Genomic DNA, 24,581 nt, shown 5'->3' on the forward strand with positions numbered 1-24,581 from the left:
GATGAGAAAATCCGCTCTCTGTCGTCTGCCTCCGCGGCTTTCCAGAATGTGACCGCGGTCATGGCTGGGGCGGAAGATGTCCGCTAGAGTGTTTGCGCAAAGAGCGACGGACACGACGCCGGATCTGCGGCTCCGCATGGGCGCGGAGCCGGTTGAGGCACGAAGCTCTCGGCCGTCCGGAGCGGGCTTGCCGCAGCGGGATCATGCCGCTTCCGTGCGGCGCAGACGCAGGACGGGCCGATCCCGTCCGGGGCGTTTTTCACAGGTATTTTCATTCTCGTTTCAGGAGCGTGCCATGGCGGAGACTGGAGAATCTTTCCGAGACGTGCAGGAATGTCTGCGCGCGAGCTTTCCGGAGCTCGGCGCTCAGGACGTGGAAAGACTCGCGACGGTCACGCGGCTCTGTTCGTTTTCCAAAGGGGAATGGATATGCGTGGAAGGCGACGGCGCGTCCGTCACTTTCTGGCTTGTTTCCGGGCACGTGGAGCTTCTGAAAGGTTCCGTATCAGGTAAGAATACCGTGCTTCATGTGGTGAGAGCCGGTCATTTTCTCGATCTTTACGGCGTGTTCGGCAAAGGCGCCGCGTTTCTTTCGGCCCGGGCGCTCACGCCGTGTACGGTGCTCTCCATGGAAAACCGGGTGTTTCGTGCGCTGCTTTCGGAACACATCGGCCTTGCGCAGCGCGTCATGCAGGCGCTCGCCATGCGTCAGCGGATGTTCATCAACAAGATAGCCGTCTCCCAGGGCAAGATTTCCGTGCGCCGCCGAGTGGCGGGCTGGCTCCTGCACAAGGCCCGCGTGGAAAAGACCCGCGTGCTTGATGACGTCATGACGCGTGAGGTGCTGGCGGGCCTGCTCGGACTTTCGCGCGAGAGCCTCAGCCGCCAGCTCAGCCGTTTCGTGCAGGAAGGGTTGATACGCCTTGAGCGTCGGACCATCGTCATTGAGGACGAAGAGGCGCTTCGCCGCTGTCTTCTGGAAAACTGACATGCAGACCTGCATCGTGTATTCTTCCCGCACGGGCAATACCCGTGCCGTAGGAACGTATCTGGCCGACTGCTTCGGCCTGCCCATCTTTGCCGTGGAGAACGCTCCGCTCGGCTTTGAGCGCTTCATTCTCGGCTTCTGGACCTGGAGGGGCGGCCCCGACGAGGCCATGCGTCTTTTCATGGGGCGTCTTTGCCGGAAAAACGTGTTCTTCTTCGGCACCATGGCCGCCTTCCCCGATTCCCCCCATGCCGAGCGCTGCGCGCTCAGGACGGAAGAACTTCTTTCCCGCGGGAACTGCCGGGTGCTCGGACATTTTTTCTGTCAGGGCAGACTTGATCCCGAGGTGCTCGCCAGAAGCACGCATCCGCGCACGCCGGAGCGCATGGCCCGGCTCGCCGAAGCCGCAGGACATCCGAACGTTCAGGATTTCAGAGCCGCGGAAGCGGCAGTCCGGAAGGCGTTTGCCATGGACGTGTCGTGCGGTGCGGCGCCGTCGGGGACGTTCCTGAAGCAAAGCGCCTAGGCCGTTTCGTGAAGGGGGCCGGCAGTCCGGACGGAACAAGGCCGGCGCCATGGCCTTCGCCCGGAACGCCGGGGCTGCCGCCGTTCGCCCGCCGGACGGCCTGCACGTGAAAAGGCGCGGACGAGCGTCGCGTGGACCGTATTTTTCAGGGGCGTCCGTCGTGGTATCTTCCCCTTGAAAAAATCCCCTGTTAAGGCAGAATGTGCCTCGCGCGGGGAGGCATGACGTCCGGCCCCGCTTCCCCCTTCTTTCTGTGCAGCGAGTCATGGTCATGTCCGAACAGCTTTTTCAGCTCCATTCCTCTTTTGTGCCCACCGGGGATCAGCCCGCCGCCATTGATGAACTGGTCTCCAATCTGAACGCGGGCATTCGCGATCAGGTGCTTCTCGGCGTCACGGGCTCGGGCAAGACCTTCACCATGGCCAACGTCATTGCGCGAACCGGCCGCCCGGCCCTCATTCTGGCCCACAACAAGACGCTCGCCGCGCAGCTCTACGGCGAGTTCCGCGCGCTTTTTCCCAAAAACGCGGTGGAATACTTCGTTTCCTATTACGACTACTATCAGCCCGAAGCCTATGTCCCTTCCTCCGACACCTACATCGAGAAGGACTCGGCCATCAACGACAACATAGACAAGCTGCGCCATGCGGCCACGCACGCGCTGCTTACCAGACGCGACGTCATCATCGTGGCGTCGGTGTCGTGCATTTACGGCCTCGGCTCTCCGGAGTACTATGCGCGCCTCATCATTCCCGTGGAAGAGGGACAGGCCGTGTCCATGGAGAGCATCATAGGGCGTCTTGTGGACATTCAGTACACGCGCAACGACTATGACTTTCACCGCGGCACCTTCCGCGTAAGAGGCGACGTTCTTGAGATCATTCCCGCCTATGAGGACGAAAAGGCCCTGCACATAGAATTTTTCGGCGACGAGATAGACGCCATTCGCGAGATCGATCCGCTCACCGGCGAAGTGCTCGGGCGCATTTCCAAGACCGTCATCTATCCCGCGAGCCACTACGTCTCCGACAGGGACAACCTCGTGCGGGCCATGGGCGACATACGGGAGGAGCTCAGAGAGAGACTCGCGCAGTTTCAGGAAGGCGGAAAGCTCCTTGAGGCCCAGAGGCTCGAACAGCGCACGCAGCTTGATCTGGAAATGATGGAGGAGCTCGGCTACTGCAACGGCATTGAAAACTATTCGCGCCATCTTGACGGCAGAGCTCCGGGGGAGCCGCCTTCCACGCTGCTCGATTATTTTCCGAAGGACTTTCTGCTCTTCGTGGACGAGTCGCACATGAGCATTCCGCAGGTCGGGGCCATGTTCAAGGGCGACCGTTCCCGCAAGAACACGCTGGTGGACTACGGCTTCCGGCTGCCTTCGGCTCTGGACAACCGTCCGCTGCAGTTTGCAGAGTTCGAGCAGCGCATAGGGCAGAGCATCTTCGTTTCCGCCACCCCCGGCCGCTGGGAACTGGACCGAAGCGCGGGACTCGTGGTCGAGCAGGTCATCCGTCCCACGGGACTTCTGGATCCGCCTGTGGAAATCCGTCCGGTGAAGGGGCAGATGGACGATCTGCTCGGCGAGTGCAAGGCGCGCGCCGCGAAGGGCGAACGCGTGCTCGTGACCACGCTCACCAAGCGCATGGCCGAGGATCTTACCGAGTATTTCAACAACATGGGCGTGTCGTCGCGCTATCTGCATTCGGACATCGACACGCTTGAGCGCATCGCCATCATCCGGGCGCTGCGCGCCGGGGAGTTCGACGTTCTCATCGGCATCAATCTTCTGCGCGAGGGGCTCGACATTCCCGAGGTTTCCCTTGTGGCCATACTCGACGCGGACAAGGAAGGCTTTCTCCGTTCCACGGGCGCGCTCATACAGACCTTCGGTCGTGCCGCAAGAAACGCGGAAGGCCGCGTCATTCTGTATGCCGACCGCGTGACGCCCTCCATGCAGGCCGCCATCGACGAGACCGGACGCCGCCGGGCCAAGCAGCTGGCCTACAACGAGGAGCACGGCATCGTGCCCCGCACCGTCATGAAGTCGCTGGAAAATCCGCTGGACAATCTGTACGGCAGGGATGAGGATGGCGCGACGAAAAAGGGGAGCGGAAAGGCTTCCGGCAAGGCCGGAAAGAAGAGCCGCGCGGAGCAGAAGACGGAGAGCGAAACGCCGCAGACGCCCGCAGACATCGCAAAGCTCATCGAGGAGCTGGAAAAGGCCATGCGCGCGGCAGCCAGAGAGCTCGAGTTCGAGCGGGCGGCCGAGCTGCGCGACAGGGTGCGCGCGCTGAAGGAACGTCTTTACGTCAGCGGAGAGGACGAGGAGAAGTCGTAGCGCCACGGCCGGAATGCCTGCAACGGGCATGGCGGCTTTTTTGCAGAACTTGCGGAAGCGGGGCGTTCGGCGACCTTTCGGAAGACAACGGAGATTGAAGGGCATGCCGGCAGGTCGGCGGCCTTCGGAAAAGAAGCCTGGTTTCGGCGCCGGGGAGCGTTCGTGCGCCCTGCCGGCAGCGACGACTACTCGAGGCTCGGGGGAAAATCATTCCATGGCAGAACACAGAAAGAATTTTTTGAGCGGAATGCATGACGGCATTCCCATTGCGCTGGGATACTTTGCCGTGTCCTTCACGCTGGGCATCGCCTGTCGGAACATCGGGCTTTCCGCCTTCGACTCCACGCTCATGAGCTTCACCAACCTGACCTCGGCCGGAGAGTTCGCGGCCCTCGGCATCATGGCGGCAGGTTCGTCCTACTGGGAAATGGCGCTCTCCCAGCTTGTCATCAATCTGCGCTACATGCTCATGTCCTGCTCGCTCTCGCAGAAAATGGCTCCTGAAACGCCCATGTATCATCGGCTTCTCGTGGGCTACGGAGTGACGGATGAAATCTTCGGCATTTCCGTGAACGTGCCCGGCAGGCTTGACCCCTTCTATGTGTACGGCGCCGTGAGCATCGCTTCCCCGGCATGGGCTCTCGGCACGCTTCTCGGCGTGGTACTCGGCAACGTTCTGCCTGCGCGCATCGTGGTGGCGCTCAGCGTGGCCCTCTACGGAATGTTCATCGCCATCATCGTGCCCCCGGCCCGCAAGGACAGGCTGCTTGCCGTACTCATTCTCGTATCCATGGCTCTGAGCTGGTTTTTTGCCCGGCTGCCGCTCTTCAGCGGCATTTCCGGCGGCATGAAGATCATCATTCTTACGGTGCTCATTTCCGGAGCGGCGGCGTTTCTCTTCCCCGTGGACAGGGGGCTTGCTGGAGACGGTGCAAAAAGGGAGGACGGAGGGCAGAGCCATGCGTGACACGATCATCTACATTGCGGTGATGGCTGCGGTGACCTATCTCATACGCGTGCTTCCGCTCACGCTCATACGGCGCGAGGTGCATAACGTCACCATCCGTTCGTTTCTTTACTATATTCCCTATGTCACCTTGTCTGTCATGACGTTTCCGGCCATACTGGATTCCACGGGCAGTCAGATTTCCGGTCTTGCCGGTCTTGTGGCGGCCGTGGTGCTCGCATGGTTCGGCGCAAGCCTTTTCAGCGTGGCCGTGGCGGCCTGTGTGCTGGTCTTCGTGATGGAGCTTTTCATTGCCTGAATTCTTTTCCTGAGCGGGCGAGATCTGCCTTTTCCCCCGCCGGGAGGGAAGATGGCGGACGAGACCGGAGCAGGGCGGTTCCGAAAAGTCTGCTGCCCGGAGCGGTGAGGCGCGCCTGTCGCGCGCTTAAAAGGAAAGCGGCGGGAGACCGCCGGAAGCGGAGGATTCATGAAGGAAGCCGTCTTTCATGTCATCAATCGTGACACCTGGGCAAGAAGCGCGTATTTCGATTACTATTTCAACACCATCAAGTGCCGCTACAATATCGGGGCGGATCTCGACGTCACGAATCTTCAGCGCCTTCGCCGGGAGCGCGGGCTGAAGTTCTTTCCCGTCATGCTTTACGTCGTCATGCGTGTCGTGAATGCGCATGAGGAATTCCGCATGGCCTTCAACGAGCACCATGAACTCGGTTTCTGGGATGAGCTCATGCCGTGCTACACGCTGTTTCACCCGGAAAACGAGACATTCACCGACATCTGGAGCGAATATTCCGAGGACTTTTCCCGTTTTTACGCCACGGTGACGGCCGACATGGAACGCTACCGTCATGTGACGGGCAGAATCAAGGCGCGTGACGGGCAGCCGCCCAACATCTGCCCCGTGTCCAACGTGCCGTGGCTGGCCTTCACGCATTTTGCCCAGGATTCCTACGCCGAGAGCGAGTTCTTCTCGCCGCTCATCAAGTTCGGCAAATATGAGATGCGGGGAGAGAAGCTCCTCATTCCGGTGTCGGTATCCGTCAGTCATGCCGTTGCCGACGGCTACCATGCCTGCCGCCTCATCAACGAGATGCAGGAAATGGCCGCTCATCCCGAGACCTTCCTTTCCTGAGCCCGTAAGCCTGACGGAAGACCGGACGCAAATCGTCTTCAAGGCGCGTTTTCATCCTCCTTCGGGGATGGGAACGCGTTTTTTTCATCCTCCAGGACTTCGGGATGGGGACGCAAGAGGCGATCGTTCTTCTCGGCGGGCCCGCCTTTCTTTCGGATCAGGGCCGCTCCGTCCGCGGCGGCTGCGACAAAGAGCATTGCTCCGCCCGCGGCGTCAAGAGCGGGGGCGTGTCGAAGTTCAGGGCGGGGAACGGAAGAAATAAGGGGGGAGGCCGGGAGAAAACAAAGACGGGGCAGCGGGCAGGAATGACAGTCCGTCAAGGCTCGTCGCCGGTTCAGGCATGATTTTTCCCTTCAAGGAACGCACTATCATGGAATCGGACCTGCTTTCCCGTTACTCTGCGGGAAAAAAGGAGATTTTTCATGCAGGCACGGGAAATTGTGCAGAGGCTCGCCGAAAAGGCGGACATACGCATCAACGGCGACAGACCGTGGGACATTCAGGTGCACAACGACGACTTGTACGCGCGCGTGCTCAGGCAGGGGACGCTGGGACTCGGCGAGGCCTACATGGACGGATGGTGGGACTGCGAGGCCATGGATGCCATGTTCTGCCGGGCGCTCCGGGCGCGCATAGAGCAGGCTTTTACCCGCAATGTGCCCTTCTGGCTGACGGAGGCGGCACAGGCGATGTTCAATCTTCAGAGCCGCGCCCGTGCCTTCATGGTGGCGCGTGCCCATTATGACACCGATCCTGCGCTTTTTCGGACCATGCTGGGGCCGACCATGCAGTACAGCTGCGCCCGCTGGGAGGGCGTGGACGCCGTGGGGGAGGCGGGACTTGACGCGGCGCAGGAACAGAAGATGGAAATGATATGCCGCAAGCTGGCGCTGGAACCGGGCATGACGGTGCTCGACATAGGCTGCGGCTGGGGCACGCTTGCGCTGCACATGGCAGAGGAGCACGGCGTGCAGGTGACGGGCATCACCGTTTCGCGCGAACAGCTCGCCTTTGCGCAGGACAAGGCCGCCTCTTCAGGTGCGGACGTGGAATACCGTCTCATGGATTACCGCAGCCTGCGCGGTGAGTGGGACAGGGTTGTCTCCGTAGGGATGTTTGAGCACGTGGGCAGGCGCAATTATCGGGAATTCATGGACATTGCCAGAAACTGCCTGAAGGCCGGGGGACTTTTCCTTCTGCACAGCATAGGCAGCAACGGAGCCTTCGGCGTGGGAGCCGGGGCGGATCCGTGGCTTACGCACTACATTTTTCCCAACGGCGTGCTTCCGTCGCCGTCCACGCTTGTGGATGCGCTGGAGAGGGATTTCATTCTGGAGGACTGGCAGAACTTCGGCGTGGATTACGACAAGACGCTCATGGCGTGGCATGAGAACTTTGAGCTCGGCCTTCGTGACGGGGCCTTCTCCTGCACGGAGCGGCAGCACAGAATGTATCAGTATTATCTTCTGTCCTGTGCGGGAGCGTTCCGGGCGCGGAGCATACAGCTCTGGCAGCTTGTGCTGAGCCCGGAAGGCATGCCCGGAGGGTATTGCCGCAGTACGCAGGGATGATCGGACGAACCGGAGTCCTGCGTCGGCAGAGGGGCGTCTTGTCCGTAACATGGCCGGACAGGGCGCCTTCGTGTTTTTAAAGGAAGGAGAGGCCTTGATGCGTCGCACGCAGGTCCGGCCGTAGAATGCTCAGGCGGAAAGCCATTTCAGCCAGAGCTCGCGGCGGCGGGGCCCGTCGCCTTCAAACAGCCATACGGCCTGCCATGTTCCGAGCAGAAGACGTCCGTCTTCCACGATGAGGCTGACCGACGAACCGAACAGACTGGCCTTGACGTGGGCGTCGGCATTGCCTTCCGCATGCCGGAAGCCGTAATGCTGCGGAACCTGTTCATGAAGAAAGCGCGTCATGTCGAAGGCGACGTCCGGGTCGAAGCCCTCGTTGACGGTGAGACCGCAGGTGGTATGCGGGCAGAAGACGACCAGAACGCCGTCCTTCCAGTCCCGGTCTTCCACAGCCCGGCGCAGGGCGTCGGTGACGCTCAGCATCTCTTCCCGGGTGCGGGTGGAAAACGTGAGCTTTTCCATGGTCATGCCTTTTTCCGGCAGTCGGCGCACACGCCGTAGAGCACCATATGATGAGAGGTGGGAATGAAGTCGTGCACGCGGCAGACCTTGTTCTGAAGCTCTTCTATGGCGTCGTTGACGAACTCGATCTTTCTGCCGCATTTTTCGCATACAAGATGGTCGTGATGATGCATTCCCACAGGTTCGTAGCGCACCATGCCTTCCTCGAAGTTCACGGCGGAGGCGAGACCGGCCTCACAGAGCAGCTTGAGGGTGCGGTATACCGTGACCTGACCGATGCTGTTGTCCTGGCTTCGCACCAGAAGAAAGAGCTCTTCCATGGACACATGATCGTTGGCGTGCAGAAAGGCTTCCAGTATCTTCAGCCGCTGCGGCGTGACGCGCAGACCTTTTTGCTTGAGATAGTCGGAGAACTTGTGTTGCATTTCTGCAAAATGTTTTTCCATAGCAGATCCTTTGCGGGTGTGGAGTTTCCCATAGATACGCGCTTAAATGGTTCCGGTCAACGGAGCCTCCTGCCCGCAGGACAGGGGACGCGCCGGGCTTGCGGAGGAAGCGCCGGACCTAGCGCAGGCCGTTTCTTGTTCTGTCGTCAAGAACGCGCAGCCATACGGCCTCGGGAGCAAACATGACGGAGCCGTGAACGTCCGTGAGCCACAGCGCGCCCCAGTCCCCGCCGGGCGCGAAGTTCAGCGTGCAGCCGTTGGCAAAGCGCAGGCAGAGCTGTTCCCGTTCCTGCCCTTCATTCCAGATGCGGCTGGAGGCGACGTCGACGAGACGCTGGCCGATGACGGAGGAGAACACGGCGCTGAGGTCGCGCGGATACACGGCGTCCGCCTCGAGCACGCTGTCGGGAAGCCTGCCGTCCATCATGCGCAGGCTCCCGCCGCCGTGAAAGCCGAGTTCCACCCGGACGGCGCCGAAGTCCAGGGCAAAGGGCTCGTCGCCGGATACGTACACTTCACGCCAGCCGTGCACCTGGGCGTTCGGTTCGCCTATGGAGTAAAGCCGGTTCAGCGAGCGCACGCGTCTGAGCGAGGCGCCGATGAGTCGGGCGTTGCGGAAGGCCTGTCGCAGTTCGCCGCCTTCTTCGTGTGCTCCGGCGTCGGCTCCGGAGATGCCTGTCTCTTCTCGGGAATGCTGTTCGGGACGTTCGTCCTCTGCAGGACGTGCTTCTTCGGCAGAATCTTCCTTCTCGGCTCTTTCGGGATCCGTTTCCTCATCCATGCCGAGAGCATCGTCCGATCGGGCGTCTTCGCTCATGTCCGTCGTCGCGGATGTCCGTTCTTCGTCCGCGGTGAAGAACGTCCTTTCCTGAGAGGATTCACGGGGGGCGTCTTCTTCCGGCTCAGGGGAGGGGGTCGGTGATGACGCGGGGCGGTGCCCCGGAGCCGGCATCGTGAGCCGGGGAGTGAAGGGAAGTCCGTGCTCTCTCAGAGACTGCCGCAGAAAAAGCTGTACGGCAGTGGGCAGATCCAGTCCCAGTTCGCGAAAAAGAGCGTCGGCCTTGGCGGCCAGTTCAGAGTCGATGGGCAATATTTCAGGCATGAGACATCTCGTGGTTCAGGTTGACTTCCCGTGGGGGAAGCGTTGTCATTATTGCCTTGCCGGGCGCTGAAATCAAGCGCTTGCCGCATCGGCGGGCTTTTCCTATGCTGAGTTCGGGCCGGATCGCATGCCGAAGGACCGGCCGTGTTGAAGCATCGGCGGAGTGAACATGAAACTGGCGGTTGTGGGCTCCCGTAATTTTGACGACTATGCGTGGATGGAGCGATGTCTGTTCTCCGTGGTGCGCGCGGAGGATCTTGAGGCCGTCGTTTCCGGAGGCGCCCGTGGCGCTGACGCTCTGGCGGAGCAGTTTGCCGCCGCTCACGGGATTCCGCTTGTTGTGGTTCCCGCCGACTGGAGGAAGTTCGGCAGAAGCGCCGGTCCCGTGCGCAACGCGGAGATCGTGCGGCTTGCCGACGTTGTGGTCGCGTTCTGGGACGGCAGTTCCCGAGGCACGCGCGACACTCTCGCCCGTGCCCGCCGCGAGGGCAGGCGCGTGGTCATTTTTCCCTGCACTCCCGACGAGGGAACGCTCTGAGGACGGCATTACGGCTCTTCTTTGACGGGCAGTTCTTCCGAGAGCACGTCGAAGAAGGGATGTCGTCTCCAGTCGCGCCAGTTGCCTATGACGTAGATGAGCGAGCGGGCGCGGGTGAGCGCCACGTTCAGGATGTTCGGCGTGCGTGAGGCCCACTGACGGCTTCCCCAGCCGGCCTGGCCGGGCGTGGAGCCGAGCACGAGAAAGACGATGTCCGCTTCCCTGCCCTGGAAGGTGTGTATGGTGCCGCAGCGCACGCTCTCTTCGGAAACGCGCATGGCACGCAGAAGCGTACGGCAGTGCCGGGCCACCTTGCGGAAGGGAGAGATGACGAACACCGAGGCTGCCCGGCGTGTTCCCTGATGTTCCACTTCGGGCCATTCTTCCAGAAAGCGCAGAAGGAGCCTTCTCAGGCAGGCAAGCTCCTCTTCCACGAGCTGCGTGTCCGCATGCTGTCCGTTCACGTGGAACCAGCAGCTCTCTGCAAGAGGCGAGCGCACGAGGGGAAAGGTCTTTCGCGCCTGCACCATCTGATTGTCGTAGGCTATGCGGTTGGCCGTGCTGAACATGGGTTCGGCACAGCGGTAATGCGCGCGCAGAGGATAGCCCGTCCACACTCTTCGTCCTGCGCTTTCCATCCAGGTGCCGAGAAGGGCGCTTCTGTCGGCCAGGGTCTGGGCCGACTGCGTTGCCGGAGACCAGTCCTCAAGCCTGACAGTTCCCTTTTCCTGTCTTGCGCGCAGCGTGTCCAGAAGCGGGCCGGGCTGAGGCACCACGGGCTCTATCTGCTGAGGGTCTCCGATCACGGCCGCTCTTGCCGCACGCCAGAGCGCTCCTGCCGCACTCTGCGGCGTGGCCTGCCCTGCCTCGTCCAGAAGAACCCAGTCGAGCGAACCCTGTCCCATGCCGGAAAAAAGACGGCTGAACGAAGCCAGCGTGGAGGATACCACCGGTACCACAAAGAAAAGCGCGTTCCAGATGTCGGCAATGTCCGCGTCCTCCACGGGAGCGCCGCGAAGATGACGCGTGACGACGCCGATGTCGGCGGCAAACTCCCGCGCACAGGACTTGATGGTCCACTCATGCAGGCGGAGCGCCAGAAGAAAGAGCCGGGAACGCAGCATTTCCAGCCTCTCGTCGTTCCACACGCTTTTGATCTGCCACGAGTCATCCTTCCAGAACTCACGGCAGGGAACGCGCAGCGCTTCGACATCGTCTTTTCGGTCGCGCTCTTCCGCCTGCACCCTGCGGGCAAGCTCTTCCAGGGCTTCCAGCCTTTCGGCCAGTTCCAGAGCGGCCCGGTTTTCCTCCCCGGCAGCGGCGCGCAGGTGACGGCTTTCTTCCATGAGCGACATGAAGCGCCCGAGAAGGGGGCTTTCCTCGCGTCGATGAGTCGGAGAGAGGCTGTTTTCTGCCCGGCGGGCCAGCTCCTTCCGGTACCGGTCAAGCTCGGCCTCCGCGGCGATGAAGTCCTGTCTGGCCCGCTGCCACTCGCGGCGGGCGTCCTGCTTGGCTTCGTAGCTGCGATACCTGTCGAGAACCTCCTTCATGCCGGGCAGCACGATCTTTTTTTCCTGGTCGCGGAAGCCCCAGAAAAAGGCGCGGGCGAACTGTTCGCAGTTCCATGCGGAACCGAGCACGGCGGAAACAAGCCCCCAGGCGGGACGAGGCGGCTCGTCGCTGTCGGAGGGATGAAAGGCCGCGTTGACGGCAAAGGCCACTTCGGGAAAATAGCCGGCTTCGGGAAAGGTGTCTTTGCACACGGCCTCTTCCGAAGGCAGGTACTTCGTGATGTTTTCCACGGCGGCGTTGTTGCTGCTTGCCACCACCATGCCCGTGCCGCGCATGAGGTCGTGACGCAGGGAATAGAATTCGCCGGAGGAATTGATGAAGACTTCGAAGGGCTGCTTCAGGGCGGCGATTCTCCGTGCTCTCTGCACCACAAGATCCGCCGCCACGTCGCAAAGAAGTCTTGTCTTGCCCGTGCCCGGAGGCCCGTTCACGGCTGTGAGTTCTCCGTGCAGAATCTCCGTGACCGCCGCAAGCTGCGCCGGAAGAAGGTGCTGTGAGGGAGCATGGGGCCAGCGTCCCGAGGGCAGACGCTCGAGAGAGAGGGCCTTTTCCCGGGCAAGACGGCTTTCCTCGCCGTGACCGAGCACGTCGCAGCGTCCGGCGTTCTTTGGGGCGCCTTCCAGATAGCGGGCAAACACGCCGCGAAATCCTGTTTTTGAGAGCTGAAGAAGACGGTCGAGGTCGGAGAGATAAAAGGAGTTCAGAAGGTCGTTCTGCACGTCGTCGATGCGCCGTCCCCTGGGATCGGGACGGAAGTACACGGAACGCATCACGATGCGAGCCTCTTCGTCCTTCACCTGCATCATGTTGAAAAGGCGTTCGATTTCCTCCTGTATCCACGGGCCGCGGAAAGGTTCGTCGAGGGCGCTTCTGCGCCGGTCGAAGTCGGACTGCATTTTCAGCATGTCGAGGGAAAGCTGATCCAGACTTTTGCCCGCAAGGCAGCGTGCAAGGCCGGGCACGAAGGAGGAGGGAACATAGCTTTCCGGCACGGGCATGCCAGCCATGTCCAGCACCACGGCGGCAAGGCATCCCTCGCCGAGTCCCGGTTCCTCCGGGCATTCGGGACGGCTTCCCGTCTTTTCCAGAATGAGATCGGAAATGTGCTGCCGCGGCATGACGCCCAGATAAACGATGTGCCATGCCGCAGAAAAGCCCGAAGGCAGCGGCCTGAACCACGGCAGCTCGCCGTTCTCCACGTCGGGACCGGGTACGGAGCAAAGCTCGTCCCGGGGCGTGGCGGAGTCCCTTTTGGCGCTCCAGGCGGGAAGAGATGCCGAAACGGTTTCCCAGCGCCGTGCCGTCGTGACGGGCGGACGTGAGGAACGCGGAACTTCAGGTATGAGAAAGACCTCCGCGTCGCGCCAGAAGCCGAGTATGGCCGCATTGCGCCGTCGAAGGGCGTCCTCTTCGGCCTTCTTTCCGGCGTCTGCGGCAAGAGCGGCGGCCTTCTCCGCCTTTTCCAGCGAGGGGTCGGAAGAAGGAGGCTGCTGCATCATGGCAAGCGCCTGCGCGACGAGGTCCGTCTTCTTTCCGTCCGACGGGGCGGATGCTCTTTTTTCTCCGTTCGTGCCGACATCTTTCCCCTTAGGACGGGCGGATGCGGGGGAAGACGCCGCCTTTTTTGATGCGGCGGCTTTTTTCTGCACGGCCGAAGGTTCGGGGCATTCTCCGGTGTCGGCCATGGCAAGAAAGGACGCCGCCATCCTGCGCACGCCGTGATGCCTGAACTGCACCATCACCTTGCCTTCCGTGACGGCCAGCACCTCCCCCTCGCCCCACTGCGGCATGGAAGGGTTGAGGACCCTGTCACCTGCATGAAATTCCATTTCTACCCTCTCTCGAGCGCTTTCTTGGTTTTTTTCGTGGGAACGGCGGAGAGCGGGTCCTCCGGCCAGGGATGCTTCGGGTAGCGTCCGCGCATTTCCGCGCGCACGGCGGCGTAGGAGCCGCGCCAGAATCCGGCAAGATCGCGCGTGACCTGAAGCGGGCGGCCCGCAGGAGAGAGAAGATGCACGGTGAGAGGACATCTGCCCCGACAGACGGCGGGGGTCTCCTGCTGGCCGAACATTTCCTGAAGCTTGACCGCCATGACCGGTCCGCCTTCCGGCAGATAGTCGATGCGCACGAGAGAGCCGGAAGGGGCTTCGATGAAGGCGGGAGCCTCCCGGTCGAGACGGCGGGCCAGAGCGTAGGGAAGAAGGGCGTGCAGCGCCTTGTCCAGAGGAATGGAGGAGAGCTGCGAGCGTTTCGTCATGCCGGAAAGCCACGGGCTCAGCCAGTTGTCGAGGGGCGAGTTTCTGAGCGCTTCAAAAAGCGCCTTGTCGCTCACGTCGGGCCAGCCGTCGTCTTCGTCCATGCGCCGCATGAGAGAAACGCGTGCCTGCCATTCCCGGAGCTCCGCCGTCCAGGGCAGGCAGGAGGGGCCGAACCGGACGACGGCCTGCGTGAGCGTTTCGAGCACCTTGTCTTCGGGCAGGTCCTTTCCGCGCAGGGGCGTGTCGTCCAGAACGAGGCTTTTGAGCATGATCCTTCTTCGTGCCAGCACCGAAGCGGAAGATTCGTCCCATGTCACGACGTCCTCATGCGTCAGAAGGTCTCCGTGCAGCTGTTCCAGCACGCTTTTTTCCAGAGGCGCGGCCAGATGAATGCGCCCAGTGCCCTGTGTGCCGCCGTCCATGGCGGCAACGGCCAGAAACGGGGCGTCGGCAAGAGCGTCTTCCGGCGGAAGTTCCACGCCGCGCCCGGAGGCCAGACGGAACTTGCCTCTCTCCCGCTTCTGGGCCATGCGTTCGGGCCACGCCAGAGAAAGCATGGCTCCAGCGCTGTCCTCATCCTCCATGACGTCGTTCAGGGAAAGGTGCGCCCCGCTCTTCACGAGAGAGCAGGTCTGCTCTGCGCTGCGGCGAAGACGGGAGGAACGCCGAAGTTCTCCGAGTCGCGGGCGGATGTCGCATCCTGCGCCCTGGCTTCGTTCCTCCACGACGGCGCAGAGCGCGGCGGCAAGAGACAGATGCCCGCCGGAGAGCAGCGCCATATGCGCAAGACGCGGATGCAGGGGCAGCCTTGAGAGCTCTTCCCCGTGGCTTGAGAGAAGAAGTCGTCCGTCCTTTTCCCTGAGCGCCCCCAGAAAATCCAGCGTTTGCCGTGCCCGGGCAAGAGAGGCTTCGGGCGCGGGCGTAAGAAGAGGAAGATCCTGCGGCATGGAGCCCCAGGCCAGGCAGTCGAGAAGAAAGGGGGCAAGGTCGGCATCCAGAATTTCCGGGCGGCGCGAGGGCATAAGCGTTTCCCCTTCGGCCCAGAGGCGCAGGCATACGCCGCTTTCCACGCGACCGGCGCGTCCGGCCCGCTGCTCGGCGGCGTCTCTGGTGACGCGCGTGGTCACAAGTGCGCTCATGCCCGTGGACGGAGAAAAGCGGGAGCTTCGGGCAAGGCCTGAATCCACCACCACGCGCACGCCTTCGATGGTGAGGCTCGTTTCCGCAATGGACGTGGCAAGCACTACCTTGCGCGTGCCGGGCGCGGCAGGAGCAATGGCGGCGTCCTGTTCGGCGGCGGAAAGGTCGCCGTAGAGCGGATGCAGGGAGACGCGGGGCGGAAGATCCGTGAGCAGTTCCGCCGTACGGCGTATCTCGCCCTGACCGGGCAGAAACACGAGCATGGAGCCTTTCTCTTCGGCAAGCGCGCGGCGTACGACGGCGGCCGTGTGGGCAAGAAGGGACTCGCGGCCGGAAGGCGTGCCGAAGGCGCCGGAACCTGCCGGACAGGGCAGGTACCGTATGTCCACGGGCCACATTCTGCCCTCAGCACGGACGACGGGGCAGGGGGCAAGCAGACCGGAGAGCTCATCGGCATCGAGGGTGGCCGACATGACGAGTATTTTGAGATCCGGCCGGAGCGCCGCCTGCGATTCAAGACAGAAGGCGAGCGCCGTGTCGGCCTGAAGGGAACGCTCATGAAATTCATCGAAGATGACGCAGCAGACGCCGGAAAGCTCGGGGTCGGCAATGAGGCGACGGGTGAGTATGCCCTCGGTGATGATCTCCACGCGGGTTTCGCGGCTCACGCGGCTTTCGAGCCTGACTCTGTAGCCTACCCTCTGCCCGGCGGACTCGCCGAGCGAGGCGGCCATGTACCTTGCCGCAGAGCGCGCGGCAAGGCGGCGCGGTTCGAGCATGAGAATGGTGCCTTCCATGTGTTCCATGAGAAAAAGCGGCACGCGCGTGGTCTTGCCGGAGCCGGGAGGAGCGACCAGAAGGGCTCGGTCGTGGGTGCGGAGGGCTTCGAGAAGGGCGGGAAACGAGGAATCGACGGGCATGTTCATGGGGGGAATGTATCGGGAAGAGAGAAAAAAGAAAAGGCGCGCCGGAGGGGCGCGCCTTTTCATGAGATCAGAGGCTCGAGGCTACTTGGCCACGACGGAAGGATGCTTCCTGCCGGTGAGCACGGGCAGCGCCTCGCGCACGAGGAAGATGGCAAGCACGAACAGAATGGCGGCAAGACCGGCCTGCAGGTAGGCCGCGAACAGGTCGCCCTGACCGGAGGCGATGACGAGCATCTTGTCCTTGAAGGTGAGGGCCAGAGAGGTGAGGGTCACAAGGATCATGAACACCATGGGGAAGATGAACATCTTGTGATTGCGCGCGGCGTTCTTGAGCCATGCGGCCACGGCCAGCAGGGCAAGACCGGCGAGAAGCTGGTTGGACGCGCCGAACAGAGGCCATACCTTGGACCAGCCGCCCATGCCGAAGGCGATGCCGACGATGACGGTGAAACCGGTGGAGATGTACTTGTTGCACAGAAGCTTGCGGAAGCCGGTGACGGTTTCGGGCGTTTCACCGGGGTTCAGCCAGAACTCGGTGAACATGTAGCGGGCCAGTCTCGTGCCGGTGTCGAGGGAGGTCAGGCAGAAGGCGGACACCGAAAGGATGAGCAGACCGTAGGCGGTCTTCTGAGCCTCGGGGCTGGAGAAGCCCACCACGGCAAGCATTTCGGAGATGCCGCGCGCGAACACGGCGGTGGGGGGCATCTTGAAGGCGTCGGCTCCGGCCTTGGAGTAGATGTAGCCTATGGTGATGAGGGACACGATGGCGAGCGCGCATTCCACGAGCATGGCACCGTAGCCGATGATCTTGGCGTTCTTCTCGCTGTTGAGCTGCTTGGAGGTCGTGCCCGAGGAGATGAGGGAATGGAAGCCGGAAATGGCGCCGCAGGCGATGGTGACGAAGAGCACGGGGAAGAGGTACTGGCCGTTCACTTCAAAGCCGACGAAGGCGGGCAGATTGAGCGTGGGATTGGCGGCGAACACGCCGATGACGGCCGCGATCATCATGGCATAGAGCAGAAACGAGCTCAGATAGTCGCGGGGCTGGAGCAGAATCCACACGGGCGTGACCGAGGCCACGAGAATGTACACGCCTATGATGTACATCCAGGTGGTGCCGGAAAGATAGATGGGGCACTTGAGGCCGATGACGATGCACGCGATGAGCACGATGATGCCGACGATGGTGCAGAAGCCGAGCGACATGTTCTTGCGGTACACGCAGAAGCCGAACACCACGGCTATGAGAATGAACAGAAGGGAGATGGTGGCGGTTGAGCCGTTGGCCTCGATGTGGGAGCCGTCGGGCGCGAAGCCGTTGAAGGTGCTGGCCACGATGGAAGCGAAGGCCGCGATGACGAGCAGCAGCGCAAGATAGGCGAACACGATGAACAGACGCTTGGCGCGCACGCCGATGTTCTGGGAAATGACTTCGCCTATGGATTCGCCCTTGTGGCGGATGGAGGCGAAGAGGGCACCGTAGTCATGCACGGCGCCGAAGAAGATGCCGCCGATGATGATCCACAGAAGGCAGGGCAGCCAGCCGAAGAAGGCGGCCTGGATGGGGCCGTTGATGGGGCCTGCACCGGCAATGGATGAAAAATGGTGGCCGAAGAGTACGGGAGTCTTGGCGGGAACGTAGTCCACGCCGTCCTGCATGGTGATGGCGGGAGTAGGTCTGCTGTCGTCCACGCCCCACTGCTTGGAGAGCCATGAACCGTAGAAGATGTAGCCTGCGATGAGACAGGCGAATCCACCGATGAGAATGATGACGGAACTCAATTCAAATCCTCCTCAATTGAGTTAGCACTTCCCCAGATTTCCGAGCAGAAACTGTGTCAGATCCCGTCCGGCCCGATTGACCGCCACGGCCCCGGACGCAAGGTCCAGCGCGGCGGCGCGAAAGTCCATCCAGCCGTGAAGCGAGAACAGAAAGTCCTTGTGGTGACGCGTGCCGCGCACGGCCCCGGCAGCCTCTTTTGTCACGCAGTCGCAGATGAAAAGGGCGGTGATGAAGGACGATTTGTGCTCGATGTGCGGACGTATCTTCTTCATGCCAAGCTCAAGAGCCTTCCCCCGGCATTCGTCATAGATGTCCGCAGTGAGTTCGGGAACTGAAAACACATATACGAACTCGTTGATTTCCGTGCGCCAGAGCCTGACCTTGCGCGACAGCACGAAGCACTCGTCTGCGGAGTGAAAGGCGTAGCAGGCGGCAAGACATTTCACGTCGGCGTCAATGGGCTCCGCGTCGAAGTAGACGGCGTAGGCGTCGCTGAGCTTGGCGAGCATGCTTGTTCTGCTGACGGGCATTCCTTCTCTCCTTGTGACCCCGATGGCGTTCGGAGCGCGTTCGTGTCGCCGAAAGATCCCTGCCGGCAAGAAAGACGACAGGGCCGTCTTCTTCCGGCACGACTCCGGCACTTTGCGCCAGCCAAGGGAACATGGGTGGCGCAGGCATTTCATGATATCATGGAAAAATGTTGGCATACAAGGAAAAATTTTTATTGTGAAAAAATAAATTAATCAGAAATTCGTGTATGTCGGTTCTTTTTTGCAGTGAAAAATGACTGTGAAAGAGTCCTTTGCGAGGATAAAGGCGGGTTCATGCAGGCAGGTATATTCGATGGAGTGCATGAAAAGCTTCTATACTTATGAGAGAGAAAGCAGTTTTCCGTGGTTATGCTATGAGATATGACAAGTCTATAAAACATATGATGACATTCATATGAAGAACGTCAGAATGATTTTTTTTATGTTTCGCGTTTACGGGACGGATGTCAGAGAAAATGCGGAAAGGACGCTGCCCGAAAAAAATTTTTTCGGGAAGGGGCGGGCCGGTGAGCTGCCCGGAAAGGGAACGGCGGAGGCCGTGTTCGTGTGTGAATCAGGCAGGGGAGTGCCGTTTTTCGGGAATATGGCGGCAAGCGAAAAGGGGCTGGTAAAAAGTGGCACGGACGAGTGCCTGCCGAAGGAGACGGAACCGTTCGGCCGATGCCTGGGAAGAGCATGAGACGGGAAGAGACGGGCGATCTTTCATGAAGAAAAGAGGCTTTGATGAGGGGGAGGAAATTTTAAGAGTGCCGGCCGTGAAGCGGAAGCCGGCGCTTGCGCGGAGGCCCTGCGTGCGGCACGGCCGCCGCGGCGGAAGGACAAAAAAAGACGCGGCCGGAGCCGCGCCTTTCATGCAAGGGAAGAAGGGAGGAAACGTCTACGCCTTTGCCAGAGAGGCGAGGAAGGCCTGCGCCTCTTCCTGCATCTTCAGGAAGTGCTCTTCGCCCTTGAAGTCTTCCATGTACAGCTTGTAGATGGGCTCGGTGCCTGAGGGACGCACGGCGAACCAGCCGTCGTCGGTGACGACCTTGAGTCCGCCGAAGGGGGCGTTGTTGCCCGGGGCCCTGGTGAGCACGGCCTTGACGGGAGATCCGGCCAGCGTGGTCATGGTGACGTCTTCGGGCGACACGGTCTTGAAGGCTGCCTTCATTTCCGGCGTCATGGGCGAGTCTATGCGGCGATATATGGGAGCGCCGAATCTTTTTTCGAGCTTATGGTAGTGTACGGCGGGATTTTTGCCGGTTTTGGCCGTGATTTCCGCGGCGAGCAGGCAGAGGATGAGTCCGTCCTTGTCGGTGCTCCAGGGCAGACGGTCAGCACGCAGGAAGGAGGCTCCGGCGCTCTCTTCGCAGCCGAGGCAGCAGGTGCCCGAATGCAGGCCTGGCACGAACCACTTGAAGCCCACGGGCACTTCCATGACCTGGCGGCCGTGGGATTCGGCCACGCGGTTGAGCATGGAGCTCGTGACCACGGTCTTGCCTATCATGGCATCGGGCCGCCAGTTTTTGCGGAAGCCGTCCTTGCTGTCGCGAATGAGGAAGTCCACCACCACGGAGAGATAGTGGTTCGGGTTCATGAGGCCTTCGGGCGTGACGATGCCGTGACGGTCGGAGTCGGGATCGCAGGCAAAGGCGATGTCGAAGCGGTCCTTGAGCTTCAGCAGTTCGGCCATGGCGTAGGGCGAAGAGCAGTCCATGCGTATCTTGCCGTCGTGGTCGAGGGGCATGAAGCGGAAGGTGGGGTCGTACTGATTGTTGGTGTTCTCGATGTTCAGGCCGTACTTTTCCGCAATGGGGGCCCAGTAGGCGAGACTTGCTCCGCCGAGGGGATTCACGCCCAGCCTGAGGCCGGACGCGGCGATGGCGGGAAAGTCGATGACGTTGCGAAGGTCGTCCACGTAGCAGGCGACGTAGTCATGATCCTGCACGAGGCCGGAGCGCAGGGCCTTGTAGAGGCTGATGCGCTTCACGTCCCTGTTGCCGTCTTCCAGAAGCTGGTTGGCGCGATCCTGGATGCGTGCGGTGAGGGTGGTGTCGGCCGGGCCGCCGTGGGGCGGATTGTACTTGAAGCCGCCGTCCTGCGGCGGGTTGTGGGAAGGCGTGATGACGATGCCGTCCGCCGTGGCCGTGGACTGACGGTTCCAGCTGAGTATGGCGTGGGAGATGGCGGGCGTGGGGGTATAGCCGTGTCCGGTCTGCACCATGGTCACCACGCCGTTGGCGGCGAGCACCTCGAGAGCCGTGCGCCAGGCGGGTTCGGACAGCGCGTGCGTGTCCTTTCCGAGAAAGAGCGGGCCGGTCACGCCTTCGGCCTTGCGCACGTCGCACACGGCCTGCGTAACGGCGAGAATGTGGGCTTCGTTGAAGCTCGTGCGCAGGGAGGAGCCGCGATGGCCGGACGTGCCGAAGCTCACGGCCTGTTCGGGAACGTCGGGAGCGGGCTCATAGGTGTAGTAGGAGGAAATGAGGGCGGGAATGTCGGTAAGCTGATCGGGGCGGGGAAGCTGTCCCGCCTGAGGGTCAAGAGCCATGATGAGTCTCCGGGAATGAGGCAGAGGTGACAGAACGTTTTGGGGAATAGAATACGCCAAAAGACGGAGCTTGTTAATATGGGAGAGAGGCGCTGCGGGGCATTCCCGGGATTTTTTCGTATCGTTTTTTTTCAGGTGGCGTCCCCCGGAAGGCGGCTTTTCCGGGAGGGCGGAAAGCGGGAAAAGGAGCGGCCGGTATCTGAAGAGAACACGGGAAGACGCCGCGGAGCTATCTCGGATGCTCCAGCCCCCAGATGTGGATGCGCCGCTCCCGCATTTTTGCGTCGGGAAGAAGCGCGAGCAGAAGAGCGTGAAAGCGGGGACCGTGATTCATGGCTCTGAGGTGGCAGAGCTCGTGGCACAAGACGTAGTCGATGAGCGGAAGCGGCATGGCGATGAGCTGCACGGCAAGGGTGATTTCGCCCCTGGCGGAACAGCTGCCCCAGCGACGCTTCAAAGAACGCACGGTCAGGGAGGAGACGTGTCTGTCGTCGTTGAACACGCTTCGGGCGAGGCGTTCCATGCGGGCGAGGCGTCGGCCGAGCACAAGCTGCGCCATGTTCTTCTGCCAGCGCCGGAAGGCCCTCTCCACGGCTCCGGCATCCGCTTCGGCATCGGCCCCGCGGCAGAGGCAGGGCAGTTCCAGAAAGCGGCCCGCAAGTCTGGCCTCTGCGTTTTTTCGGGCGGGCACGGGGCGGATCGTGAAGGAACGTGCCAGATAAAGCGCGGTGGCGCCGGCGCGGGCGGGAACGCACGTTCCGCGGTGAGCGGCAAAGAAGGTTCGTTTTTCCTGAATCCAGGTCAGGCGGGCGCGCATGAAGGAGAAGACTCGCGCCGTCGGCAGTCCGGCCGGAGCTTTGACGCGTACGGAGCCGTCGGCCTTCACCGTCATGCGCAGGGTACGGCATCCGTCGCGCTGAAAGAGAAAGTCCAGATCCGTGCCGGGCAGCGTGAGCTTTTTTTCTTCCACGATGCTCCGGGCATTCTTCCGGCGTGAGCGACGGGGCGCGGCGGACGGACTCAGCGCAGCCATCGGCGACTCGACGGAAGAAGGAGACAGGCGCAGCTTGCGGTCATGAGGGCGAAAAGCGCGGCCAGAACCGCAAGGTCGGCGATGCCGGCGCCGGGCAGGGCACGCAGGATTTCAAGCACGGATACAAGGCAGCAGCCGCCCCATGCCGGAACGAAGCCCGCGTTGCCGCAGACGAGAAGAACATGACGCAGGGCAAAGAAGCGCCACGCCGCGGCGATGAGACTCTGTCTGCCCGTGTGGATGAGAGAAGCGGGACTTTCGCCGGGCAGAAGGAAGGCGTGGAAGATGAGCAGCACGAGAAAGATGAGGGAGAGAACGCCGAAGGCCTGCACCGCACGCGGCCGGGGAAGGGAGGGCCCGGGACGGGGCAGCAGGGCGACGGCTGTCTTGTAGGAAGCGTAGAGCAGGGGACAGGAAAGAAGCGGCGCGAGAAAAAGGGCCGTCATGGGCCGCATGAGATCGGGCATGCCGAGCCACTGAAAAAACGGTCGCGCACCGGTAAGAAAGACGATGGCGAAAAGTGCGAAAGAAAAAAGCATGGCGCGTGCCGTTTCCTTCACGATGTCGCGCAGAGGGCGCGTTTCATCCGGCCAGCCGTGGAGCACGGGGGGAAGCGTGAGCGACAGAGAGGTGATGAGCGCAAAGGCCGTCCACCCGGGCTGCGGGGAAAGGCAGTCGTCGAGAGAAAGAAAATCGGCGCAGATGAGAACAAGCCATCCCACAAAGGGGATGGCTGTCAGTGCGAGAACGAAGAGAGAGAAGAAGCGAGGCAGGAGACTCATTCTTCAGCGGCGAGTCTCTTGAGCAGGTCTTCCATGCCCACTACGCCAACAAGACGGCCGTTTTCCTGAACGGGCAGCGTGTAGTAGCGCTGTTCCACCATGAGAGAGGCGATGTCCTCCACCGGCGTGTCGGGCGTGATGGCATGCGGGTCTGTGCTCATGACTTCACCCACGGTGCTCGCGGCCATGCGGCGCAGCTCGCGGGAGAACTTGCCCGGCATCTGCATGGGAATGGCCCCTCCGAGCAGGAGAAAATACCCGGGAGTCTCCAGCTTCTTGTCCAGCGAGATGAGGTCGGACTGCGTGAGTATGCCGACGAGCTTGTCGTTTTCCACAACGGGAAGACCGTTGAAGTGGCCGTCGAGCAGAAGCCTTGCCGCGTCGCGCAGCGTGGTTTCCCGTGTGACGGTGACGGGGTTCGTGGTCATGATGTCGGCTGCAGTCTTCATGTCGTTCCTCCAGCGTGGAAGGTTCTTGTCCTTTGATAACGCTCCTTGCGTTGTATTCATTAAAGAAAGAAGCATGAAGACTGTCAAGGGATACTTGCCGCATGACGGGGAAAGTCAGTCCGCCATGACGGCGTTGACGCAGGAAAGTGCGTTCAGCGTGCGGGGAAATCCCATGAGCGGAAGACAGGTTTCCAGCGCGTCGATAAGCTTCTGCTTTTCGTTTCCCACGTTCGCGTTGCCCTGCACATGACTTTTCACCTGCGACTCGCATCCGCCGAGGGCGCTGATGATGCAGAAGGTAAGCAGTTCGCGGGTCTTCAGGTCAAGGCCGCTTCGCGTGTAGACGTCGCCGAAGCAGAAGGCGGAAAGATGTTCGACCATGATGGCCTTCTGTCCTTCCGGCGCCGCGGCGTGCATGGCGTCGATGGCGTTGCCGAAAATGCCCTTCTGCACGGCGAGGCCCTTTGCAAAGCGGTCATCTTCCGTCACGGTCGCCCGGCTTTCCAGCGGCAGGGACAGACCGCGTGCGGCAAAGACTTCGTTGACGGGACGCAGCGCGCTTTTCGTCCGGGGAATGCCGATGTAGGGAGCGCACTGGTAGAGCGCTTCCCGCATGCTGACGGGCGAAAGACCTTCATCAAGCGCCGTTTCCGCCAGCGTCTTCACTTCGTCGCTCTGAAGAGCGGCAAGCACGACAAGCTGGACGAGACGGCGAGTTGCTCCGTCGAGCGGGCTTTTGCGGTGGAAGGCGGCCCGTTCGAGACGGTCGCCCATGGCGTCAAGGTCGGGATCGGGCTGCACGTTGTGCAGGCGCACGCCTGCGGCGGACGGTTCGGTGATGCTGTTCATGGCTGACTCCGTGTGTTTTGCATGCTGTCGTGATGCGTTTTTTTGCGGAACGGGAAAAAGGCGGCCCGCCTGCCCGGGAAGCGCGACTTGCGGCTGTCGGAAAAAGGCAGGAGAGCGGAGCTCGACGCTCCTTGTCGGGATACGGAAAGCATAGTAGAGCTCCCGTGTCGGACGGCAAGTCTTGTTTCTCTCTAATTCTTGCCTGAATCTGCCGGACGGCGGAGGGGCGTCATGCTGCACGACGGAGTTTTTTTTCTTCCGGGCGGGAGAATGCGGGAGGCCTGAAAATGCTTTTGAAGGCGAATGAGGGACGGCGTTTTCTCCTTCCGTCAGGCTCATGAAGGGAGTCCCGCGCTGGAGACAAAGAGAAAAAACGGGAAGGAAGAAAAATTATTTTTATTTGTATCATGCTGATATATAATTTTTTTTTATTTTTTTACACAAAAAGGACAAAAAAAAATCGTTTCTGCCCCTTTTCAACTTCAAAACCGGGCTTATTTATGGTTCGTCGCCGGGAGCGAAGGTTCCCGGGGGCGGCGCTCCCCGCGCTGTTTCTTTTGCACTTCGTCCGG

General features: G+C 61.5%; 21 protein-coding genes. 9 read left to right on the forward strand and 12 right to left on the reverse strand.

Features of this window, described 5'->3' with window-relative positions; genetic code table 11:
• Positions 1-295 precede the first annotated feature (295 nt).
• From QZZ60_RS04390 to cfa, 7 genes are all read left to right on the forward strand, one after another.
• Positions 296-988: a Crp/Fnr family transcriptional regulator gene (locus QZZ60_RS04390; protein ID WP_295638328.1), complete on the forward strand. Its 693-nt coding sequence runs from the start codon at positions 296-298 to the stop codon at positions 986-988.
• A gap of 1 nt (position 989) precedes the next feature.
• Entirely contained in the window at positions 990-1,514 is a 525-nt protein-coding gene (locus tag QZZ60_RS04395) for a flavodoxin family protein (protein ID WP_295638331.1), read from the forward strand.
• Positions 1,515-1,785: 271 nt separating this feature from the next.
• A complete protein-coding gene (gene uvrB / locus QZZ60_RS04400; protein ID WP_295638334.1) occupies positions 1,786-3,855 on the forward strand; it encodes an excinuclease ABC subunit UvrB in 2,070 nt (689 codons plus the stop codon).
• Between the two features lie 214 nt (positions 3,856-4,069).
• A complete protein-coding gene (locus tag QZZ60_RS04405; RefSeq protein ID WP_295638337.1) occupies positions 4,070-4,822 on the forward strand; it encodes an AzlC family ABC transporter permease in 753 nt (250 codons plus the stop codon).
• Positions 4,815-5,120, forward strand: coding sequence for an AzlD domain-containing protein (locus QZZ60_RS04410; protein WP_295638340.1), 306 nt, complete (start codon positions 4,815-4,817; stop codon positions 5,118-5,120). Before QZZ60_RS04405 ends, QZZ60_RS04410 begins: the two co-directional genes overlap by 8 nt.
• 168 nt (positions 5,121-5,288) lie before the next feature.
• Positions 5,289-5,954 carry a CatA-like O-acetyltransferase gene (locus QZZ60_RS04415; RefSeq protein WP_295638343.1) on the forward strand — a complete coding sequence of 222 codons (666 nt, stop codon included), beginning with the start codon at positions 5,289-5,291 and terminating at the stop codon, positions 5,952-5,954.
• 422 nt (positions 5,955-6,376) lie between these two features.
• A complete protein-coding gene (gene cfa, locus QZZ60_RS04420) occupies positions 6,377-7,525 on the forward strand; it encodes a cyclopropane fatty acyl phospholipid synthase (RefSeq protein WP_295638346.1) in 1,149 nt (382 codons plus the stop codon).
• A gap of 129 nt (positions 7,526-7,654) precedes the next feature.
• Here the strand turns inward: cfa and QZZ60_RS04425 are convergent, their stop codons facing one another.
• From QZZ60_RS04425 to QZZ60_RS04435, 3 genes are all read right to left on the reverse strand, one after another.
• The gene (locus tag QZZ60_RS04425) at positions 7,655-8,050 is read right to left on the reverse strand and encodes a secondary thiamine-phosphate synthase enzyme YjbQ (RefSeq protein ID WP_295638384.1); all 396 of its coding nucleotides are present in this window, start codon (positions 8,048-8,050) and stop codon (positions 7,655-7,657) included.
• A 2-nt stretch (positions 8,051-8,052) separates the two neighbouring features.
• Positions 8,053-8,496 carry a Fur family transcriptional regulator gene (locus tag QZZ60_RS04430; protein ID WP_295638349.1) on the reverse strand — a complete coding sequence of 148 codons (444 nt, stop codon included), beginning with the start codon at positions 8,494-8,496 and terminating at the stop codon, positions 8,053-8,055.
• A 118-nt stretch (positions 8,497-8,614) separates the two neighbouring features.
• Positions 8,615-9,598, reverse strand: a complete 984-nt coding sequence (locus QZZ60_RS04435) for a hypothetical protein (protein WP_295638352.1) — start codon at positions 9,596-9,598, stop codon at positions 8,615-8,617.
• Positions 9,599-9,767: 169 nt separating this feature from the next.
• Between QZZ60_RS04435 and QZZ60_RS04440 the strand changes: the two genes are divergently transcribed.
• Positions 9,768-10,136, forward strand: a complete 369-nt coding sequence (locus QZZ60_RS04440; protein WP_295638355.1) for a DUF2493 domain-containing protein — start codon at positions 9,768-9,770, stop codon at positions 10,134-10,136.
• Between the two features lie 8 nt (positions 10,137-10,144).
• Here QZZ60_RS04440 and QZZ60_RS04445 read toward each other — a convergent pair whose 3' ends face one another.
• From QZZ60_RS04445 to QZZ60_RS04460, 4 genes are all read right to left on the reverse strand, one after another.
• Complete coding sequence (locus tag QZZ60_RS04445; RefSeq protein ID WP_295638357.1) at positions 10,145-13,537, reverse strand: DEAD/DEAH box helicase; 3,393 nt, start codon at positions 13,535-13,537, stop codon at positions 10,145-10,147.
• Positions 13,538-13,539: 2 nt separating this feature from the next.
• Complete coding sequence (hrpB, locus tag QZZ60_RS04450; protein ID WP_295638361.1) at positions 13,540-16,032, reverse strand: ATP-dependent helicase HrpB; 2,493 nt, start codon at positions 16,030-16,032, stop codon at positions 13,540-13,542.
• An 81-nt stretch (positions 16,033-16,113) separates the two neighbouring features.
• Positions 16,114-17,814: a carbon starvation protein A gene (locus QZZ60_RS04455; protein WP_295638364.1), complete on the reverse strand. Its 1,701-nt coding sequence runs from the start codon at positions 17,812-17,814 to the stop codon at positions 16,114-16,116.
• Between the two features lie 21 nt (positions 17,815-17,835).
• The gene (locus QZZ60_RS04460) at positions 17,836-18,345 is read right to left on the reverse strand and encodes a hypothetical protein (protein ID WP_295638366.1); all 510 of its coding nucleotides are present in this window, start codon (positions 18,343-18,345) and stop codon (positions 17,836-17,838) included.
• A gap of 415 nt (positions 18,346-18,760) precedes the next feature.
• On the opposite strand from QZZ60_RS04460, the gene QZZ60_RS04465 reads away from it, so the two are divergent.
• On the forward strand, positions 18,761-19,045 hold the full coding sequence (locus tag QZZ60_RS04465) for a hypothetical protein (protein WP_295638369.1): 285 nt from the start codon (positions 18,761-18,763) through the stop codon (positions 19,043-19,045).
• 198 nt (positions 19,046-19,243) lie between these two features.
• Here the strand turns inward: QZZ60_RS04465 and pgm are convergent, their stop codons facing one another.
• The 5 genes from pgm to QZZ60_RS04490 form a co-directional block, all read right to left on the reverse strand.
• Positions 19,244-20,896, reverse strand: a complete 1,653-nt coding sequence (pgm, locus tag QZZ60_RS04470; RefSeq protein WP_295638372.1) for a phosphoglucomutase (alpha-D-glucose-1,6-bisphosphate-dependent) — start codon at positions 20,894-20,896, stop codon at positions 19,244-19,246.
• A gap of 229 nt (positions 20,897-21,125) precedes the next feature.
• Positions 21,126-21,866, reverse strand: coding sequence for a M48 family metallopeptidase (locus QZZ60_RS04475; RefSeq protein ID WP_295638375.1), 741 nt, complete (start codon positions 21,864-21,866; stop codon positions 21,126-21,128).
• A gap of 50 nt (positions 21,867-21,916) precedes the next feature.
• On the reverse strand, positions 21,917-22,711 hold the full coding sequence (locus QZZ60_RS04480) for a hypothetical protein (RefSeq protein WP_295638378.1): 795 nt from the start codon (positions 22,709-22,711) through the stop codon (positions 21,917-21,919).
• Complete coding sequence (locus QZZ60_RS04485) at positions 22,708-23,160, reverse strand: CBS domain-containing protein (RefSeq protein ID WP_295638380.1); 453 nt, start codon at positions 23,158-23,160, stop codon at positions 22,708-22,710. Before QZZ60_RS04485 ends, QZZ60_RS04480 begins: the two co-directional genes overlap by 4 nt.
• 114 nt (positions 23,161-23,274) lie before the next feature.
• Positions 23,275-24,009 (reverse strand): carboxymuconolactone decarboxylase family protein, encoded by a 735-nt coding sequence (locus QZZ60_RS04490; RefSeq protein WP_295638382.1) that lies wholly within the window; start codon positions 24,007-24,009, stop codon positions 23,275-23,277.
• Positions 24,010-24,581 lie beyond the last annotated feature (572 nt).

It is taken from the genome of uncultured Mailhella sp. (assembly GCF_905187505.1).
GTDB lineage: Bacteria > Desulfobacterota > Desulfovibrionia > Desulfovibrionales > Desulfovibrionaceae > Mailhella.